We start from the raw sequence: 19,081 nt of genomic DNA, 5'->3' as shown, positions 1-19,081 counted from the left end.
GGCTCTTCCATTCCAACTCCGCCGCATGCAACAAACGGCCAGAACGCGACAAACGACTCAGGGGCCAGACAACCCGCAAAAATTCTAAGTTTTTAAGAATCCGTCTTCTCAATAAAGTCAACCGCATCCTTGATGGTTGCAATCTTCTCGGCCGCGTCGTCTGGAATCTCAATGCCGAATTCCTCTTCAAACGCCATGACCAACTCGACCGTGTCGAGGCTGTCCGCGCCAAGATCATCAATAAAATTTGCGTTGCTGACAACCTTCGCCTCATCGATGCCAAGATGTTCAATGACAATCTTCTTCACGCGTTCCGCAACGTCACTCATATCGACTTTTCCTTCGAAAGGGTTGTTCGGGTTTGGATGTTGAAACGCCGTTCGTGCTTTTCTACTACACCGGCGTGATGGCTTGTCACCGCCAGAGAATGCATCGTTCGTAACATACTTTCCCAGCCTTTGCCAACACCCGGACTGCGCCCGATCCGGGCTATATCATGGCCATCCCGCCATTGATGTGCAAGGTTTGCCCGGTTACGTATCCGGCTTCCTCGGCGGCCAGAAACACAACTCCCGCCGCAACGTCTTTGGGGCTTCCGAAGCGGCCGTTTGGGATACGCTCAAGCAGCTGTTCTTTCTGTGCGTCTGAAAGCCCCTCGGTCATGGCCGTTACGATAAAGCCAGGCGCTACGCAATTGACGGTGACCCCACGGGACGCAACCTCCGCCGCCAGCGATTTTGACATGCCAATAAGGCCCGCCTTCGAAGCCGCATAATTCGCCTGGCCGGGATTGCCGGTCACGCCAACAACCGACGTCACATTGACGATCCGCCCCCAGCGCGCCTTCATCATGCCCCGCAGACAGGCACGCGAAAGCCGGAAAGCCGCCGTAAGGTTCACGTCGAGAACCTTTTGCCAATCGTCATCCTTCATCCGCACCGCCAAGCCGTCGCGCGTAAGCCCGGCATTGTTTACAAGGATATCGACCTGCCCCATCCGTTCGACCGCTGCGGCGACAAGCGCATCTGGCGCCTCCGGGTCCGAAAGATCGGCCGGGATCGGATAGGCACGATCGCCAAAATCTGTCGCAAGGGCCTCCAAAACCGTCTCGCGGGTGCCGGTCAAGGTGACGGTCGCGCCGGCACCATGAAGCGCGCGCGCAACGGCGTCGCCGATCCCGCCCGAAGCCCCTGTAACAAGTGCGCATTTTCCGCCAAGATCAAACATGCTTTTCTCCTTTAACTAGCTTGCCAGAAAGGCTTCGACACCCGCCGGCGTGCCGACCGCCGTGGCGGTCAATTCGCGGTCAATGCGCCGGGCGAGGCCGCTCAGCACCTTCCCCGCCCCCAACTCAACAAGGTCGGTGACCCCCATCGCCTTCATTTCAAGAACGGACTCACGCCAGCGTACCCTTCCTGTCACTTGGGCAATCAAAAGCCCCCGGATGGTCTCCGGGTCGCTAACGGGCTTGGCCAGCACATTTGCAATCAGCGGCACCACCGGCGGCGCAAGGGCAACATCGGCCAGCGCTTCGCGCATCGCTTCGGCGGCAGGCTGCATCAAGGAACAATGAAACGGCGCGCTAACGGGCAGCAGCACGGTTTTTTTTGCGCCCCCCTCGGCGGCAAGAACCATGGCGCGGTCAATTGCAGCCTTGCTGCCACTGACGACGGCCTGGCCAGGCGCGTTATCGTTCGCCGCCGCGCATACGCTGCCGGTTTCCCTGGCCGCCTGCTCGGCAATTGCTTCGGCAGCCGTAATATCAAGCCCAAGCAAGGCCGCCATCGCGCCCTCACCAACGGGGACGGCCCGTTGCATCGCCTCTCCGCGAGCCTTCAACAGCCGCGCCGTCACGCCAAGGTCCAGCGCACCCGCCGCCGCCAGCGCCGAATATTCACCAAGCGAGTGGCCGGCCACGCAGGCTGCTGCCTGACCAAGGTCCAGCCCGCCTTCTTTCTCCAATACGCGAAAAACGGCGAGGCTTACCGCCATCAGGGCCGGCTGTGCGTTTTCCGTCAGGATCAGCTTTTCTTCCGGCCCTTCGAACATCAGGCGGCTTAAATGCTGGTCAAGGGCGTCGTCCACCTCTTCCAGGGTCTCGCGGGCGATGGCAAAGGCATCGGCAAGCTCGCGCCCCATGCCGACGGCCTGGGACCCCTGCCCCGGAAAAACGAACGCCTTTGCCATAAATCCCCCTATCACTGCTCAAAAGGCCAGTGATAGCGCCTTCCCCCCTCCTGTCAAGCAGGCTTGCGGGGCCTAGGCTTTCGTGTATAGTGCGGCGCTTTCCAACTCCTTGTCGGCGAGGTTGCCGACTAGGCTCGGGCGGCTGGAAAGATATCAGCGCCGGGCCACAAACAGCCAGAAGGAGTCTGACGGCCAATGTCTCTTTACGAACACGTCTTTATCGCGCGCCAGGACATTTCCACGACGCAAGTCGAGGATTTGACGAGCAACTTTGCCGCCATTATCAGCGAGCATGGCGGCACGGTTGCAAAAACCGAAACCTGGGGCCTGCGCACGCTTGCCTATCGGATCAAAAAGAACCGCAAGGGCCATTACGTACTCTTTAATCTGGACGCGCCAGCAGCCGCCATCCGCGAACTTGAGCGAAACCAGCGTCTGAGTGAAGACGTCCTTCGCTTCATGACGATCCGCGTCGATGAATTGGAAGAAGGCCCGTCTGCGATGATGAGCGCCCGTTCCGACCGGGACGACCGCCCGAGAGAGCGCCGACCGTTCAGCCAGGACAAGCCGCCCACGCCCCCGACGGAAGCGGCCCAGGCACCGTCGAAAGACGAACCCAAAGAACAGGCACCGTCGAAAGACGCGTCCAAGGAACAGGTGTCGTCGGAAGACGCGCCAGAAGAAAAAGGCGAGGGGAAGGAGTAAACAATGGCATTCGATGCAGAATCAAAAGAAACACGCCGTCCGTTCTTTCGCCGCAGAAAAAGCTGTCCGTTTTCCGGAAAGGACGCGTTGAAGATCAACTATAAAGACGTGAAGCTTTTGCAACGCTTCGTTTCCGAACGCGGAAAGATCGTGCCAAGCCGGATTACGTCAGTATCTGCAAAGAAACAGCGGGAACTGGCACGGGCAATCAAGCGGGCGCGGAATTTGGCGCTTCTGCCATTTCTGATCAAATAGGGCAACGGCGGCACACGCCGTCGAAAACGATGTCGAAGCTTATTCCTCTCGCCATTTGCGCAGGCCTCCTTTCGGCACTGCTTTATGTGTCCATTGTGACGGGTCGGCAGGAGGCGTTTTTCCTGACCTTCTTCACGCAATTGCCGCTCCTTCTGGTCGGGTTTGGCATAGGCTATCCGGCTGTCAAGATCGCGGCTGCCGCCGGCGTCGGTGCCGTCGTCCTGCTGGGCGGCATCTATTACGGCGTCGCCTTCCTGTTGCTGAATGTGGGCCCCGCCGTGCTGCTTGTCCGCCAGACCTTGCTCAAGCGAACCCATGGCGAAGGCCGGGTTGAGTGGTACCCACTTGGGCACCTCGTTGGCTGGGTCACCGGCATCGCCGTTTTCATGTTTCTTGCCCTTTTTGCCATGCTGGCCGGCAGCGAACATGGCGTTGAAGCGACGGTCAGTCTCTTTCTTTCAGAGGCCCTGGCCGTGTTCTCGGAAAGCGCCACCCCCGCCGTCACCAACACCCTCGAATGGATTGCCCCATTCTTCCCGGCCTTCATCATTGGCAGCTGGCTTTTGCTGCTCGTCCTGAACGGCGCACTGGCGCAAGGGTTGCTGACGCGTTTCAGGCAAAACATCCGCCCCTCTCCCGACTTTGCGAAGATGGCATTGCCGGGCTGGCTGACCTACGCAATCGCCGGCACCACCCTTGTCTTCTTCGTGGCTGGGCCGGGGACACTGGAATTCTTCAGCCGCAACCTCGTGCTTATTTTGTGCATTCCTTTTTTTCTTCTTGGCCTTGCGGTTATTCACACGTTCGCAAAAACAGCCGCCAAGCCAAGTTGGGTGTTGGTCCCGTTTTATTCGCTACTTATATTGTTCGGTGGTTTTGCCGCGATGGTGGTAACCGGCTTTGGGTTTGTTGAACAAACCGTCGGAATTCGCCGCCGCATTGCACGCTATCAGGAAGGTTAATCATGCAAGTTATTCTGTTGGAACGGATTCAGAAACTTGGCCAAATGGGCGAACTGGTCAATGTCAAACCAGGCTATGCTAGGAACTTCCTGCTGCCGCAAAAGAAAGCCCTGCGCGCGACGAAGGAAAACTTGGAGCAATTCGAGTCCCGCAGACAGCACCTTGAGGCGGAAAACCTCAAACAGCGCGAAGAAGCCGAAGCGGTCGCATCGAAGATGGGTGGCCTGCATGTCCTGCTTCTTCGCCAGGCGAGTGAATCGGACCACCTGTATGGCTCCGTAAGCATCCGCGACATCACCACGGCCATCATGGATGCCGGCGTCGCCATTCAGCGAAAACAGGTTCTTCTCGACCACCCGCTGAAGACGCTTGGCCTGCACACAGCACGCATCGCCCTGCACCCTGAAGTCATCGTGGACGTAACAATCAACGTGTCCCGTTCAGAAGAAGAGGCCCGGCTGCGGGAAGAAGGCCAGGCGGCGAAAGCAGCCGAACCGGCCACGGCAGCACAGGCAGCGGAAGACGTGTTCGAGGAAAGCGTCCTTGATGAATTGGCCGCCGAGGAAACCGCCGAGGCTGCTCCTTCCGGGGAAGAAAAACCGGCGGAATAACGCGACCCGCCGACACTGGCACAGCGGCCAGGGGTTCATTCCCTTGCCCGCTGAATGGGGAAAGGGTTTTGTCCCCGTCTTCCACCTAATTCACAGGCAATCGGTTTCCGCTGACGCCTGCTTTGTTGCTATGGTGGGCGCATGGAAGCATCCGGCTCTGATACAAAAGTTACGCCCTTAAGGGAAAGCCACGAGTTTGCAAAGCTTCGCATCCCGCCACGCAATCTCGAAGTCGAACAGGCACTGCTTGGCGCCATTCTCCTCGAAAACAAGGCCTATCTAAGGGTTTCGGATTTTCTCCAGCCGGAGCATTTTGCCAACCCCGTTCACGGCCGGATTTTCTCGGCAATCAGCCTGCTGATTGAACGCGGCCAATTGGCCGATCCGATGACCTTGAAAGCTTATTTCGAACAGGACGCCGCCCTTGAAAACATCGGCGGCACCACCTATCTGGCCCAATTGGCCAGCGCCGCCGTCACCACGTTTAACGCGGGTGATTATGGCCGGACGGTCCACGATCTTTACCTGCGCCGCGAATTAATCGAGATCGGCGAAGGGATGGCCGAAGATGCCCATCACCCCGACATCGAGGTCACGGCGGTTCAACAGATCGAACAGACCGAGCAGCAGCTCTACGAGCTGGCGACAATCGGTCAGATTGGCGGCGGCTTCCGCCCCTTCGAGGCATCCCTTCGCGATGCGATCACGATGGCCGAGGCCGCCTATAAGCGCGAAGGCAATCTTAACGGCATCTCCACTGGTTTTGTTGACCTCGACAAGCAACTCGGCGGACTCCAGGCGTCCGATTTAATCGTGCTGGCTGGCCGGCCCTCAATGGGGAAAACGGCGCTGGCCACCAACATCGCCTTTCACGCCGCCAAGGCGCGGGCGCAAGACCGCCGCGAAAAGCCCCTCGACGGTGGCGTCGTCGGCTTCTTCTCCCTTGAAATGTCGGCGGAACAACTGGCCATTCGTATCCTCGCGGAAGAGTCCAAAGTGCCGTCGGAAAAGATCCGGCGCGGTGAGCTGAGCCATGGCGAATTCGAAAAGGTGGCCCTGGCCGCCCAGGAACTGGCCAGCGTCCCCTTTTACATCGACGACACACCGGCGCTGACGATCGGTGCCCTGCGCACGCGCGCGCGCCGTCTGAAACGCCAGCATGGCCTTTCCTTCATCATCGTCGATTACCTGCAACTCCTGAACGCATCGGGATCTCGCTATGACAACCGCGTTCTGGAAATTTCAGAAATCACCCGCGGTCTCAAGACCCTTGCCAAAGAGTTGAGCGTGCCGGTGATAGCCCTTTCCCAGCTCAGCCGTGCCGTCGAACAACGCGACGACAAGCGCCCACAGCTTTCAGACCTTCGCGAATCGGGAACCATCGAGCAGGACGCGGACGTGGTGCTTTTTATCTACCGCGAAGAATATTACCTCTCACGCCAGCAGCCGCCGGAGGCAACGGAGAAACATATCGAGTGGCAGGCAAAGATGGATCAGGTCCACAACATCGCTGAAATCATTATTTCCAAGCAGCGCCACGGCCCGACAGGAAAACTGAGCCTGTTCTTCGACGGACGCTTTACGAAATTCGCCGATCTGGACAAGAACGAACGGCTTCCGGATGCCCCCTTCTGACCACACCGGCACGCGTCTTACGGTCGATCTCGGCGCCCTTGCAACAAATTACCGGCAGCTTTGCCAGCAACTAGCGGGCGTTGAGCTTCACGCCGTCGTCAAGGCGGACGCGTACGGCCTTGGCATGGCGCGGGTGGCCCCTTTCCTGGCCTCGCTCGGTTGCCAGCATTTCTTCGTTGCCAATTTGGACGAGGGCGTGGCCCTGCGCGCACTTCTGCCGGACGTTGCGATCGGCGTCTTCGACGGCCTGCTGACAGGCGAGGAAACGGCCTATGCGGCCCACCGGCTCACCCCTTTTCTAAACGATTTCAGCCAGGTTGAGCGCATGGCCGCCAAGGCGGCTGGGCAAATCGCGGGCTTGCAGATCGACACCGGCATGGCGCGGCTTGGGCTATCCGAAGACGACGTGGACCGCCTGGCCTCGAACCCACGCCTCCTTGGCAGCCTGCAACTTCGCGCTATTTTTTCACACCTTGCCTGCGCCGACACACCGACGCACCCAAAAAATGTGGAACAGCTTTCCCGTTTTCGCGCGCTAGTCAAAAAGCTGCCCGCCGCGCGCTTAAGCCTTGCCAATTCAAGCGGCATCTTCTTAGGAACGGAATATCACTTCGATTTTGCCCGAACGGGCGCTGCAATTTACGGCCTGAACCCACAGCCGTCTCAGCCGAATCCAATGGCACAAGTGCTTACGTTACAAGGAAAAATCCTACAGGTGCGTGACATTGACAGCCCCCAGACCGTTGGCTATGGTGCGGTCTATCATGTCAAGGAACCCAGTCGCATTGCCACGGTGTCGGTAGGCTATGCCGACGGATATCTACGTACGCTTGGGAACCGTGGCAGTTGTTTTGTAGACGGCAGACAGGTGCCGGTTGTTGGGCGCATCTCGATGGATCTGATCACGATCGACGTTACAGGAATTCCTTCTAAGCAAATTTCACCGGGTGCATTTGTGGAACTCATCGGACCGCATCATTCCATCGACGCTCTTGCGGCCGAAGCCGGCACAATCGGCTATGAGCTTCTGACCACGCTTGGGCGCCGCAGCCAGCGCACCTATATCGGCGGAGCCTGAACATGGCAGCCATCAACGCAGTGGCCCTGCTCGGCCGAACCTTCCTGACCTTTCTCGAAGCGACGGGCCGGATCGCCTTTTTCATCTGGAACGCCTTCTCACGCGCCTGGCGCCCACCCTTTTATTTCCGCTCCATCGGGCGGCAGATGATCGATATCGGCTATTATTCACTGCCCATCGTTGGCCTGACGGCCATCTTTGCCGGCATGGTGCTGGCGCTCCAAAGCAACGTTGGGCTTGCCCGTTTCGACGCAGAAAGCCAGATACCAGAGATCGTCGCCTTTTCAATCACCCGGGAATTGGGCCCCGTGCTGGCCGGCCTCATGGTGGCAGGACGGATCGGGGCATCGATGGCAGCCGAAATCGGCACCATGCGGGTCACGGAACAAATCGACGCCCTGGTCACCCTGGCGACGGACCCCTTTCGCTACCTTGTCTTTCCCCGGCTGCTTGCCGGCATCCTGACGCTTCCCCTGCTCGTCCTCGTCGCCGATATCATCGGCATCTTCGGGGGGTTTGTAGTCAGCGTTCAGAGCTTCGGCTTCAATCCGGTGAATTTCATCAGCAAGGTCTGGGAATATCTGGTCTGGGATGACGTTTTTGTCGGCATGGTAAAAGCCTCCGCCTTCGGCTTCATCGTCACGTTGATGGGCTGTTATCACGGGTTCAATTCTCGTGGCGGTGCCGAAGGCGTCGGTCGGGCGACAACGAATGCCGTCGTCTCCGCCTCCATTTTGATCCTCGTCTCCGATTACTTCCTCTCTGTATTGATGTTTGGCACAGGATGACCAGTCAGCCAAAAATACGGATTCGCAATCTGCACAAGGCCTTTGGATCAAACAAGGTCCTGAGAGGCCTGGACCTCGACATTGAGACGGGTGAGTCTGTCGTTGTCATCGGCGGCTCTGGCAGCGGCAAATCCGTCTTGCTGAAATGCATCCTCGGCCTTGTCACACCGGATCAAGGCAGCATCCAGATCGATGGCGTCGAAGTCGTCCATATCAGTGAGACCGCACGCGAAGAAATTCTCAAGCAATTCGGCATGCTGTTCCAGGGCGGTGCCCTCTTTGACAGCCTCAATGTCTGGGAAAACGTCGCCTTTGGCCTTATTCAGGCCCATGGCGTCCCACGCAAGAAAGCGAAGCAGATCGCGCTGGAAAAACTTGCCACCGTCGGGCTTGAAACGCGCGTGGCGGAACTTTCACCGGCCGAACTTTCCGGTGGCATGCGCAAGCGCGTGGGCCTTGCCCGCGCCATCGCCACCAACCCGAACGTGATCTTTTTCGATGAACCGACGACCGGGCTGGACCCGATCATGGGAAGCATCATTGACCGGCTGATCGTCCACAGCGTCAAAGAACTTCAGGTGACGGCGCTATCCATCACCCACGACATGGCCAGTGCCCGGCGCATCGCGGATCGCGTGACCATGCTCTACGAGGGCAAGCTCATCTGGGATGGCCCCGTCACCGAAATCGACAACAGCAACAACCCCTATGTCGACCAATTCATCCACGGGAATGCCGAAGGGCCCATCCAAATGCAGGTGCGCAAGCCCTAACCCTTCTGCCACGCCCTCCAACCAGGAAACCCTGGAACATTGGCCCGAAACACGGCGCATTATGTCTGCCAGGCCTGCGGTGCCAGTTGTTCGAAATGGAACGGGCGCTGCGATTCCTGTGGCGCGTGGAACACCCTCATCGAAGAAGCACCGCGGGAACAGGCCCCAGGCGGCCTGGGCAAAGGCGGCGTACGAGGCGTACGCAACTCACGCATTGATTTCGTCGGCATGAAAGGCAGCGACCGACCGGTCCCACGCCTGAAAACAAATCTCGAAGAATTTGATCGCGTGTGCGGCAGCGGCCTGGTGGCCGGTTCCGCCCTCCTCGTCGGTGGCGATCCCGGCATCGGCAAATCGACCCTTCTTCTTCAAGTGGCCGCCGCCGTCGCAGATGAGGCCCGCGTCGCCTACATTTCCGGCGAAGAATCGATTGACCAGCTGCGCCTTCGCGCGGCCCGGCTGGGGCTGGTTAACGCCCAGGTCAGCCTTGCCGCCGCAACCAGTCTGCGCGACATCCTGTCCAGCCTCGATGTCGCCGGAGGCCCGAATTTGGTGGTCATCGATTCGATCCAGACCATGTATGTGGACAGCCTCGATTCAGCCCCCGGCACCGTCGCCCAGGTGCGCGCCAGCGCCCAGGAACTTATCCGTCTTGCCAAACGCCGCAAGATAACCATCCTCCTGGTCGGCCATGTCACGAAGGAAGGCATGATTGCCGGCCCCCGCGTCCTTGAACATATGGTCGATACCGTCCTTTATTTCGAGGGCGAACGCGGCCATCAATTCCGCATCCTGCGCGCCGTAAAAAACCGCTTTGGCCCCACGAACGAAATCGGCGTCTTCGAAATGACGGATGCTGGCCTGATGCAGGTGTCGAACCCGTCGGCCCTTTTTCTTTCCGAACGCCCGGGCAATGTCAGCGGTGCCGTCGTTTTCGCCGGCATGGAAGGCACGCGCCCCATGCTGGTCGAAATTCAGGCCCTTGTTGCGCCCTCCTCTTTCGGCACGCCCAGACGGGCCGTCGTCGGCTGGGATGGCGGCCGGCTGGCCATGATTTTAGCCGTGCTTGAGACGCGCTGTGGGCTGACCCTTGGCACGCAGGACGTGTATTTAAACGTCGCTGGCGGCTTGCGGATCGCCGAACCCGCCGCCGATTTGGCCGTTGCTGCGGCATTGGTATCGGCCTTCCGCGACATTCCGTTTCCCCAGAATGCGGTGACCTTTGGCGAGATCGGGCTGTCTGGCGAAATCCGTGCGGTAAGCCAGAGCGACGCCAGACTGAAGGAGGCCGCGAAGCTTGGCTTCGCCGAAGCCTTCCTGCCCCAAAGCCGCAAAGCGGCAAAAAAGGGCGGTAGAAAAAGTCCGCTTTCCCTGGAAGAAATTCACCACCTGACCGAACTTTCGCCGTTGCTTCACCGCAAGGCGAAGACGACGACACAGCCAGAAACACAGCCGTCCTAAGCGGAGAAACAGCGGAAAAAATGGACAATTTCCCCCTGAACACAGCCGATCTACTCATCCTGGGCGTGGTTCTGCTTTCCACCCTCTTCGCCTTAAGCCGCGGCTTTGTGCGCGAACTGCTCTCGCTTGCCGCCTGGGCCGGCGCGACCTTTGTCACAATTTACGGCTTCAGCACAGCACGGCCCTTTGCTTACGAGATTCTTGCCATACCGATCCTGGCCGATATCATCCTTGCGGTCGTGCTGTTCATCGCCTCCCTTCTCACCTTCTCGCTGATCGGACGCGCCATCGCCGCCCGCGTAAAGGAAAGCAAGCTCAAGCCACTGGATCGTGGCCTTGGCCTTTTCTTCGGCCTGATACGGGGCGGGCTTCTCGTCTCGCTGTTTTATCTGATGTTTGCCTGGATGATGCCGTCACGCGACCAGCCGGGCTGGGCCCAGGATTCCAAGCTCATGCCGCTCGTGGCCCTTGGCGCCTCCCTCCTTTCCGAGCTTGTTCCCGACGACGAGGAAAAGGAACGCATTGAGGTCCTCCGTGGTGCCCGGGAACAGACTCTGGACGTTATTTCCATCGGCCGTCTTTTTCAGCGATTTACAGACCCGAAATCGGCTGCCGCCGATGGAAAATCCGGCTATAACAAGGAAGAGCGTGGCGCCATGGAACGACTGATCGAACGCCATCAATAGACTGGTAAACGGACCTGAAATGCAGAAAACAAACCCTTTCGATGAGGACCATCTCCACGAAGAGTGCGGAGTCTTTGGCATCTATGGTCATATGGACGCCGCCGCACATACGGCCCTTGGCCTGCACGCGCTGCAGCACCGTGGCCAGGAGGCGGCCGGCATCGTTAGCTTTGACGGTCACCATTTCCACAACCATCGCGCGCTGGGCCTGGTCAGCGATAATTTTGGCGCCGGGGCCGCTTCCATTGAGAGCCTGACCGGGGCCGCCGCCATCGGTCACAACCGCTATTCGACGACCGGGGAAACCGTGTTACGAAACGTTCAGCCGCTCTTCGCCGATTTGGAATCGGGCGGATTTGCCATTGCCCACAACGGCAATCTTACGAACGCGCGTACACTTCGCCGCCAGCTTGTCCGCCGTGGCTGTCTTTTCCAGTCAACGATGGATACGGAAGTGATCGTCCATCTCATCGCCATCAGCCTTTATTCTACCGTCGTTGACCGGCTGATTGATGCCTTGAAACAGGTCGATGGGGCCTATTCCATCGTTGCCCTGACGAATGACACGCTGATCGGCGTGCGCGATGCCTATGGCGTACGCCCATTAGTCATCGGCAAGCTGGACGGTGCCTATATTCTGGCGTCGGAAAGCTGCGCCCTCGACATCATCGGTGCCAAACTTGTCCGCAACGTCGAAGCCGGAGAAATCGTCATCATCAACGAGGACGGGCTTCACAGCATCAAGCCGTTCACCAAGCAACGCCGTCGCTTTTGCATTTTCGAATTTATCTATTTTGCCAGACCGGACAGCATCGTCGAAGGAACGGATGTCTACGCGATACGCAAGCGCATCGGTGCCGAACTTGCCCGTGAAAGCCATGTCGATGCGGATATTATCATTCCGGTCCCAGATTCAGGTGTGCCCGCCGCCATCGGCTATGCGGCCGAGGCGGGCATTCCGTTTGAGCTTGGGATTACCCGCAACCATTACGTCGGGCGGACCTTCATCGAACCCAGGGATCAAATCCGCCACCTTGGCGTGCGCCTGAAGCACAACGCGAATGCCCGCCTGATCGATGGCAAACGGGTTGTCCTGATTGATGACAGCATCGTCCGTGGCACAACGTCGATGAAGATCGTCGAAATGGTGCGCCAAGCGGGCGCGCGCGAAGTGCATATGCGCATAGCAAGCCCGCCGACGGTCAACTCCTGCTTTTATGGCGTCGACACGCCGGAACGCAAAGAACTCATCGCCGCACAACACAGCCTGGAAGAAATGGCAACGCAGATTAAAGTGGACAGCCTTTCTTATCTTTCCATCGACGGCCTTTACCGGGCGATGGGCGAACAGGGGCGCGATGCGGACGCACCGCAATATTGCGATGCCTGTTTCTCAGGCGACTATCCGATTTCGCTGACCGATCAGGATGGCGGGGACGCGTCCATGCAGCTTTCGCTCCTTGCCGAACTCGGCTAAGGGCCCATGACACCGGCATCATCGACAGCATCGGCCTTACCACGTCTTGAAGGCCGCATTGCGCTGATCACTGGCGCGTCGCGCGGCATTGGGGCGGCCATCGCCGTCGCTTTTGCACGCGAAGGCGCCCACGTCATCCTGGTCGCACGCAATACGGTCGACCTCGAAAAAGTTGACGACACAATCCAGAAAAATGGTGGCACGGCAACCCTGGTGCCCCTTGACCTGACGGAATTTGCCGCAATTGACCAGATGGCAGGGGCGCTGGCTAAACGGTTTGGCCACCTTGACGTTTTAATCGGCAATGCCGCCACCCTCGGCGTTCTGTCACCAATGGCGCATATCGACCCAGCGGTGTGGGAGGAAACCTTCGCTCTGAACGTCACCGCCAATTGGCGTCTGATCCGCGCCTTCGACCCGCTGCTTCGGGCCTCCGACGCAGGCCGTGCCATCTTTGTGACCTCCGGCGTCGGCAGCAACGCCATCTCCTATTACGGCGCCTATGCGGCAAGCAAAGCTGCCCTTAACATGATGGTTCAGACTTACGCGGCTGAAGTGCGCAAAACAAAGCTTACGGTTAATCTTGTCGACCCCGGCATTGTCCGCACCGACATGCGCGCCAAGGCCTTTCCCGGCGAAGACCCAGCCACGCTTGCCGCGCCGGATGCGGTGACGGAAACCTTTGTCACCCTGGCGCAAAAATCGTCACGCAGCCATGGCGAGACTCTTCATATTTAAGAATCGTACGGGTTTTTTCCCTTGCGCAGGCGAAAGCGCACCGGCGTTCCCCCGAAACCAAAGGTTTCGCGAAGATCGTTCACAAGATAGCGGATATACGACTCCGGTAATTTTTCCGGGCGAGAGACAAACAACGCAAAGGTCGGCGGCCGTGATTTGATCTGGGTGAGATAACGCAGCCGCAGCGGCCTTCCCCTTACAGCGGGCGGCGAATGTCGTTCAACCACCTGCTCAAGCCACTGGTTAAGTTTTGCCGTCGACACCCGCCGGTTCCAGATTTCATAGGCCTTGAGTATCGTCGGCATTAATTTATCCAGATTTTCGCCGGTCTTTGCGGAAAGCATGACAGTGGGAAGGCCTCGAACCTGTGGAAGCGAACGCTCCATCCGCTCCAGAAGCCTTGTCTTTGCGGCCTTTGGGTTGCGCACACGGTCCCATTTGTTGACGACGATGACCAGCGCGCGGCCCTCCTCAATCACCAGATCTGCAATCGTAAGATCCTGTTTTTCCATCATGTTTTCCGCGTCCAGCACAAGCATGGCAACGTGAGCGCGATAAATCGCCTTTTTTGTCGATCCGACGGAAAGCTGCTCAAGCTTTTCCTCAACCCGCGCCTGGCGGCGAAAGCCCGCCGTATCCACAAGAGAGAAAGTCCGGCCATCATGCTCCCAGGTGACCGGGATGGCATCACGCGTGACACCCGCTTCGGGTCCGGTCAGCAGGCGCTCCTCACCAATCAGACGATTGGCCAGCGTCGATTTACCGACATTCGGCCGTCCCACGATCGCAACCGAAAGGACGTCCGTCTTTTCCAATTCCTGTCCCGCAAGGTCGTCCTTGTCCGGCTCGATAAAGGGAAGCATCGCCTCGTAAAGATCCGCCATACCCACATTGTGTTCGGCAGAAATTGCGATCGGCTCCCCAAAGCCGAGCTGAAAGGCACCGTAATAGCCAATATCGCCCGCTTTTCCCTCGCATTTGTTTGCAACCAAAAGAACCGGCGTGCTGCGTTTTCGTAGCCACTTGGCAAAATGTTCATCGATCGGCGTCAGGCCTTCACGCGCATCGATCAAAAAAAGTGCAACGTCCACATGATCGAGCACACCCTCTGTCTGGGCGCGCATCTTCATTTCCAGTTCTTTTCGGGTTCCCTCATCGAAGCCGGCGGTATCGATGACGCGGTAACGCAGCGTGCCAAGCTCCGCGCTGCCCTCATGCCAGTCGCGCGTGACCCCGGGCGTGTCATGGGTCAGCGCCAAATGCGAGCGCACCAGCCGATTGAACAACGTTGATTTACCGACATTTGGCCGGCCAACAATAGCGACCGTCTTCACAGGCTTTCCTTCATCGGATTTATCGGAACGCGACGAGATCAGCGTCGTCGGTTAGAAAATAGATTGAACCCTGCGCCACAACCGGCGAAATCGTTACGCCATCGTCGAGCGTGATTTTTCCGGTGACCTTTCCCTGATAGGGAGAAACGGTCAACACCGTGCCGTGGGAACCGGCAACAAGAAGACGATCCCCGGCCAACACCGGCCCACTCCACACGACCGGGTCTTCTTTCTCGACCGGGTCGAGGTAACTTGGAAGCTGAAGAACCCAGACAATGTCGCCTTTTTCACGAGAGAGGCAGAGCAATTCGTTGTTTGTCGTCAACAGATAGATGTATGCCCCCGCCACCCATGGCGTCTGAATGCCGCCGATTTCCTTCTCCCAGATCTTTGCCCCCGACTTCATGTCCAGCGCCACGATCCGACCGCTATGACTCACCGCAAAAACCCAGTCGCGATCGATGACCGGATTGCCGCGAATATCAGCAAGCGAAGAAATCACGTCGCTTCGCCGCGAAGAAGCGAGCGCGTAGGACCACACAATTCTTCCATTGTTGGCCAAAATTCCAAAAATCTCGCCTGACGTGTAGGGCACGACAACCATGCTGCCCGAAATAGCGGGGCTGGCGCCGCCAAGAATGCCGGCCGATTCTTCAAACCCTTTATGCTTCCACAAAAGCTCGCCGTTTCGAACGTCGAGGACAAAGAGCTGGTTGTTAAAGGTCGTGACGAAAATGCGACCGTCGCTAATGGTAGGTGCCGCACGCATCGGCGACGGCATCGTACGCCGCCAGACGACTTCTCCCGTGACCGCGTTCAACGCGATCATATCCAGAAAGCCCGTGCTAACAAAAAGATGTCCATACGCATAGGCAATGCCACCGCTAAAGACGGCACCGTCTTCGTCTTCCGGCGTTATGTTCGTACGCCACACGCGGTCGCCGGTTTCAACCTCGAATGCGGAAACCCGTCCCTCCACGTCCACGGCATAAATATGTTTTCCGGAAACAACGGGTTGAGAAACCAGCCGGCTTTCTGAATCCGCACCACTGCCAATGCTTGAGGACCAGACTTCTTTCGGCGCATCGCCGATCGCCAGATGGTGCATGGCGTGATTGGGATATCCCCCCGCCTGGGGCCAGGCCGCGTTCACCTGCGGGCGCGGCAAGCGAATGGTGACCGCTTCAACATTCGGCTTCAATTTCTGTTCCAGAAGAAGAATAGGAATTCGCTCGCCGGGAATTCTCTGTTCCTCCGGCTCAAAGAAGGACTTTGAGCACCCCGCCAAGGCGACCGTTCCAAGGAAAAGAAACGTAAGAGCCGCAACAGACCTCACAGGTTTTCCCCAAGCGCTGTCACCATTTCCCCGGCCCGCTGGCGCAGACTTTTCGGCGCCGTGACATCCTCTGCAAGGCTTGCATAAATCTCACGTGCCTTGGTGCGTTCCCCCGTGCGAATGGCGACAAGCGCTGTAATCTCAAGAGCGGAATGCCGCCAGGGGCTATCCATTGCCCTTAATGGCGCAAGCTCCGCGACAAGTTTTTCGGGATCCGCCCGATCAATCCGGCGCAGCGCACCCATAATATGTGCCAGGTCGCGGAACGCCACCGGCACATCGGCGTCCTCGGCAATCTCGCGGTAGAGAAGAATGGCGCCTTCGGTATCCCTTTTCGCGGAAACAAGCGCCGCCTCATGCAAGCGGGCCAGAATGGCATAGCCTCCGTTGCTCTCCTGGCCAAGGGTGGCGAACGCCGCCCGCGCAATACCCTCATTTCCATGCTGCAGCAGGTTCGCCGCCGCATGGTACCGCGCACCGGCCTCCAGGGCCTGCTGTCGGCTGTATTCAGCCCAGCCCACATTTCCCGCCACGCCGACCACCAGAGCAATCACGCCACCGACCAAAAACCGCCCATATTTCTGCCACAGAGCGAGGAAGCGATCCCGTCGCATTTCCTCATTGATTTCACGGAAAAGATTGTCGGTCACGAATGCTCCCCTGGGCCCCATGGCTGGCCGGTCAGTCGATCGGTCGCGTAACATAAACCCCGGCGGGAACGAAGGCAAACCCACGAAAAGCACGGCAATCCCGGTCGACCTGCTTTGGGATAAACGCGACGTCGCGGCCTAGCCATTTTCCCGCCATTTGATGGAACAGCCCAGGCTTGCCACCTGCTCGGAAGGCCCCTTTCCGGTCCGGGCAATGGCCGCCATTGCCTCGAAAAGCTCCCGCCTTTGGCCCACATGGGCTTCTGCGTCAAGACGTCCCGCGTCAAGACGTCCCCGGTATTGGAGTTCAAGCGCCTGGTTGAACCCAAAAAAATCCGGTGTGCAAATGGCCCCATAGGCCCGGGCCGTGGCCTGGGTTTCATCGATCAGATAGGGAAAGGGAAAGGCATGCGCCTCGGCAAAGCGTGCCATGTTCTCCAACGAGTCCTCCGGATAGGCAACCCAGTCGTTGGGCATGATGGCGACCGCACCGACACCGTGACTTTTCAACGCGCCCACATCGCGCACAACCCGCGAGATGACCGCTTTTACGTAGGGACAATGGTTGCAGATAAACATGACGATAGTCGCCTTCGCGCCGGCGATATCCGAAAGACGGGTGACCTTGCCATCGATGCCGGGGAGATGGAAATCGACCGCTTTCGTGCCAAATTCACAAATTGGCGTTTGCATAAGCGCCATAAAAACCTCCCAAAGCAATCCACCCCACTAGTCTGAACATATCAAAAAGACAGCGGTCGATCCCATCTTGCCCTTTGCGAGCAGGGAAGGCCTTGCGAGCGAGTCGCAATTTCCTGGGGAGAACGCTGTGGGCATCCCCTTCTTTTCCAAGGACCGATGCCCTCTGCCGGGGCACGGCTTCCAAGGGAACAGCAGGCCCCATAGCGGCCCCGGCCTGCCCGGCCTATGTGTCGCCTATTTCTACCCATACCCCGGGATAGCCTGCCATCCCGGCTGTTCCGCGTTTTATTAATGGCGGTCAATGTTTTATTAAGAGCGATCTGAAAACATGGACGACCGTAAGAATCGTTTTCAAGGACATAACGCCTTCGTGCTAAAAACGGTGCCTACGTGCTAGAATGGTTAAGCTAGGGTGCCGTAAGAGCGCCGGAATACGGGAGAAGCGTTGGATGGACTACAATCGCTACTTTAAGGAAGCCATCGCCGGCCTGAAGACGGAAGGGCGTTATCGGGTTTTTGCCGACCTTGAGCGCCATCCGGGTTCCTTCCCGCGCGCCTTCAAACGTCTGGAAAATGGCGAAGCGAAAGAAGTCACCGTTTGGTGCAGCAACGACTACCTTGGCATGGGTCAGAACACCAAAGTGCGCGAGGCCATGCATGGCGCCCTGAAAACACACGGCGCCGGCGCCGGCGGCACGCGGAATATCTCCGGCACAAACCACTACCATGTGTTGCTTGAGCAGGAACTTGCGGACCTTCATGGAAAGGAAGCCGCCCTTCTATTTACCTCCGGCTACATCTCGAACGAGGCCGCGCTGAGCACGATTGCCCGGCTGCTTCCCGATTGCGTCATCTTTTCCGACGCCCTCAACCATGCATCAATGATTCAAGGCATTCGCAGCAGTGGCGCCCCTAGGAAAATATTTCGCCACAACGACGTAGCGCATCTTGAAACGCTGCTTCGCGAAACGGCTCCGTCACGGCCAAAACTGATTGCCTTTGAATCCGTTTATTCCATGGACGCCGACATTGCCCCCATCCGCGACATCTGCGACCTTGCCGAAAAATATGGTGCCATGACCTATCTGGATGAGGTCCATGCCGTTGGCATGTACGGACCGCGCGGTGGGGGTATTGCCGAACGCGAAGGCATCATGGACCGGATCACGATCCTCGAAGGAACCCTGGCGAAGGCGTATGGCGTCATGGGTGGCTACATTGCGGCTTCGACACCGCTTGTCGATGCCGTCCGCAGCTTCGCGCCCGGCTTCATCTTTACAACAGCGCTGCCCCCGGTGATTACGGCTGGCGCGCTCGCAAGCGTGCGCCACCTGAAAGCCAGCAATCTGGAACGCGAACAGCACCAGGAACGCGCCGCAACCTGCAAACGCCTGCTGCTGAAATCAGGGCTGCCCATCCTGCCATCGGAAAGCCATATCGTGCCACTGATCGTCGGCAATGCACGGCTTTGCAAACAGGCAAGTGACCTGCTGCTGGAACATCACGACATTTATATCCAGCCCATCAATTACCCCACCGTGCCAAGGGGTACGGAACGACTCCGCATTACACCATCGCCGCTGCACACAGACGCGATGATGGCCCATTTGGTTGAAGCCCTGCTGGATGTCTGGAGCCGGCTGGAACTGCGTCGCGCCGCTTAAACGCGCAAGCAGACGCAATCCTCAGTCCCGCTATTCCGC

The 19,081-nt window shown here is 58.4% G+C and carries 20 protein-coding genes; 13 read left to right on the top strand and 7 right to left on the bottom strand.

The features are described 5' to 3' along the window. Positions 1-92: 92 nt before the first annotated feature. The 3 genes from COA65_00985 to fabD all read right to left on the bottom strand — a co-directional run bounded on the left by COA65_00985 (position 93) and on the right by fabD (position 2,187). Entirely contained in the window at positions 93-329 is a 237-nt protein-coding gene (locus COA65_00985; GenBank protein ID PCJ61563.1) for an acyl carrier protein, read from the bottom strand. A gap of 160 nt (positions 330-489) precedes the next feature. Further along, the gene (gene fabG, locus COA65_00980) at positions 490-1,227 is read right to left on the bottom strand and encodes a 3-oxoacyl-[acyl-carrier-protein] reductase (GenBank protein ID PCJ61562.1); all 738 of its coding nucleotides are present in this window, start codon (positions 1,225-1,227) and stop codon (positions 490-492) included. A gap of 15 nt (positions 1,228-1,242) precedes the next feature. Further along, the gene (gene fabD / locus COA65_00975) at positions 1,243-2,187 is read right to left on the bottom strand and encodes a [acyl-carrier-protein] S-malonyltransferase (protein ID PCJ61561.1); all 945 of its coding nucleotides are present in this window, start codon (positions 2,185-2,187) and stop codon (positions 1,243-1,245) included. 195 nt (positions 2,188-2,382) lie between these two features. Here fabD and COA65_00970 point away from each other — a divergent pair, with 195 nt between their 5' ends. From COA65_00970 to COA65_00915, 12 genes are all read left to right on the top strand, one after another. After that, positions 2,383-2,892 carry a 30S ribosomal protein S6 gene (locus COA65_00970; protein PCJ61560.1) on the top strand — a complete coding sequence of 170 codons (510 nt, stop codon included), beginning with the start codon at positions 2,383-2,385 and terminating at the stop codon, positions 2,890-2,892. Positions 2,893-2,895: 3 nt separating this feature from the next. Further along, positions 2,896-3,147 carry a 30S ribosomal protein S18 gene (gene rpsR, locus COA65_00965; protein ID PCJ61559.1) on the top strand — a complete coding sequence of 84 codons (252 nt, stop codon included), beginning with the start codon at positions 2,896-2,898 and terminating at the stop codon, positions 3,145-3,147. A gap of 29 nt (positions 3,148-3,176) precedes the next feature. Next, on the top strand, positions 3,177-4,109 hold the full coding sequence (locus COA65_00960; GenBank protein ID PCJ61558.1) for a hypothetical protein: 933 nt from the start codon (positions 3,177-3,179) through the stop codon (positions 4,107-4,109). 2 nt (positions 4,110-4,111) lie between these two features. After that, positions 4,112-4,720, top strand: a complete 609-nt coding sequence (locus COA65_00955) for a 50S ribosomal protein L9 (GenBank protein PCJ61557.1) — start codon at positions 4,112-4,114, stop codon at positions 4,718-4,720. A gap of 141 nt (positions 4,721-4,861) precedes the next feature. Next, the gene (locus COA65_00950) at positions 4,862-6,355 is read left to right on the top strand and encodes a replicative DNA helicase (protein PCJ61556.1); all 1,494 of its coding nucleotides are present in this window, start codon (positions 4,862-4,864) and stop codon (positions 6,353-6,355) included. Further along, positions 6,342-7,433, top strand: a complete 1,092-nt coding sequence (alr, locus tag COA65_00945) for an alanine racemase (protein PCJ61555.1) — start codon at positions 6,342-6,344, stop codon at positions 7,431-7,433. The genes COA65_00950 and alr overlap by 14 nt, the downstream gene beginning before the upstream one ends. Before the next feature lie 11 nt (positions 7,434-7,444). After that, the gene (locus tag COA65_00940) at positions 7,445-8,221 is read left to right on the top strand and encodes an ABC transporter permease (protein PCJ61756.1); all 777 of its coding nucleotides are present in this window, start codon (positions 7,445-7,447) and stop codon (positions 8,219-8,221) included. Beyond that, the gene (locus COA65_00935; GenBank protein PCJ61554.1) at positions 8,218-8,994 is read left to right on the top strand and encodes an ABC transporter ATP-binding protein; all 777 of its coding nucleotides are present in this window, start codon (positions 8,218-8,220) and stop codon (positions 8,992-8,994) included. The genes COA65_00940 and COA65_00935 overlap by 4 nt, the downstream gene beginning before the upstream one ends. Positions 8,995-9,033: 39 nt before the next feature. Then, positions 9,034-10,455, top strand: coding sequence for a DNA repair protein RadA (locus tag COA65_00930; protein PCJ61553.1), 1,422 nt, complete (start codon positions 9,034-9,036; stop codon positions 10,453-10,455). A 20-nt stretch (positions 10,456-10,475) separates the two neighbouring features. Then, positions 10,476-11,141 (top strand): hypothetical protein, encoded by a 666-nt coding sequence (locus COA65_00925; GenBank protein PCJ61552.1) that lies wholly within the window; start codon positions 10,476-10,478, stop codon positions 11,139-11,141. A gap of 19 nt (positions 11,142-11,160) precedes the next feature. Continuing rightward, positions 11,161-12,618 carry an amidophosphoribosyltransferase gene (locus tag COA65_00920; GenBank protein PCJ61551.1) on the top strand — a complete coding sequence of 486 codons (1,458 nt, stop codon included), beginning with the start codon at positions 11,161-11,163 and terminating at the stop codon, positions 12,616-12,618. A gap of 6 nt (positions 12,619-12,624) precedes the next feature. Next, on the top strand, positions 12,625-13,356 hold the full coding sequence (locus tag COA65_00915; protein ID PCJ61550.1) for an oxidoreductase: 732 nt from the start codon (positions 12,625-12,627) through the stop codon (positions 13,354-13,356). Here the strand turns inward: COA65_00915 and COA65_00910 are convergent. The 4 genes from COA65_00910 to COA65_00895 all read right to left on the bottom strand — a co-directional run bounded on the left by COA65_00910 (position 13,353) and on the right by COA65_00895 (position 17,378). After that, positions 13,353-14,690, bottom strand: coding sequence for a ribosome biogenesis GTPase Der (locus COA65_00910; protein ID PCJ61549.1), 1,338 nt, complete (start codon positions 14,688-14,690; stop codon positions 13,353-13,355). The two genes, COA65_00915 and COA65_00910, sit on opposite strands and share 4 nt — an antisense overlap. 19 nt (positions 14,691-14,709) lie before the next feature. Continuing rightward, complete coding sequence (locus COA65_00905; protein PCJ61548.1) at positions 14,710-16,026, bottom strand: pyrrolo-quinoline quinone; 1,317 nt, start codon at positions 16,024-16,026, stop codon at positions 14,710-14,712. Next, positions 16,023-16,730, bottom strand: coding sequence for a hypothetical protein (locus tag COA65_00900; protein ID PCJ61547.1), 708 nt, complete (start codon positions 16,728-16,730; stop codon positions 16,023-16,025). The genes COA65_00905 and COA65_00900 overlap by 4 nt, the downstream gene beginning before the upstream one ends. A gap of 84 nt (positions 16,731-16,814) precedes the next feature. Then, positions 16,815-17,378, bottom strand: coding sequence for a thioredoxin family protein (locus COA65_00895; GenBank protein ID PCJ61755.1), 564 nt, complete (start codon positions 17,376-17,378; stop codon positions 16,815-16,817). Between the two features lie 449 nt (positions 17,379-17,827). Here COA65_00895 and hemA point away from each other — a divergent pair, with 449 nt between their 5' ends. Next, positions 17,828-19,042 (top strand): 5-aminolevulinate synthase, encoded by a 1,215-nt coding sequence (gene hemA / locus COA65_00890; protein PCJ61546.1) that lies wholly within the window; start codon positions 17,828-17,830, stop codon positions 19,040-19,042. The last annotated feature ends 39 nt before the right edge of the window (positions 19,043-19,081 follow it).

Source organism: Rhodospirillaceae bacterium (assembly GCA_002746255.1).
In the GTDB taxonomy this organism is placed as follows: domain Bacteria; phylum Pseudomonadota; class Alphaproteobacteria.
This window is presented reverse-complemented; position numbering and strand designations above follow the sequence as displayed.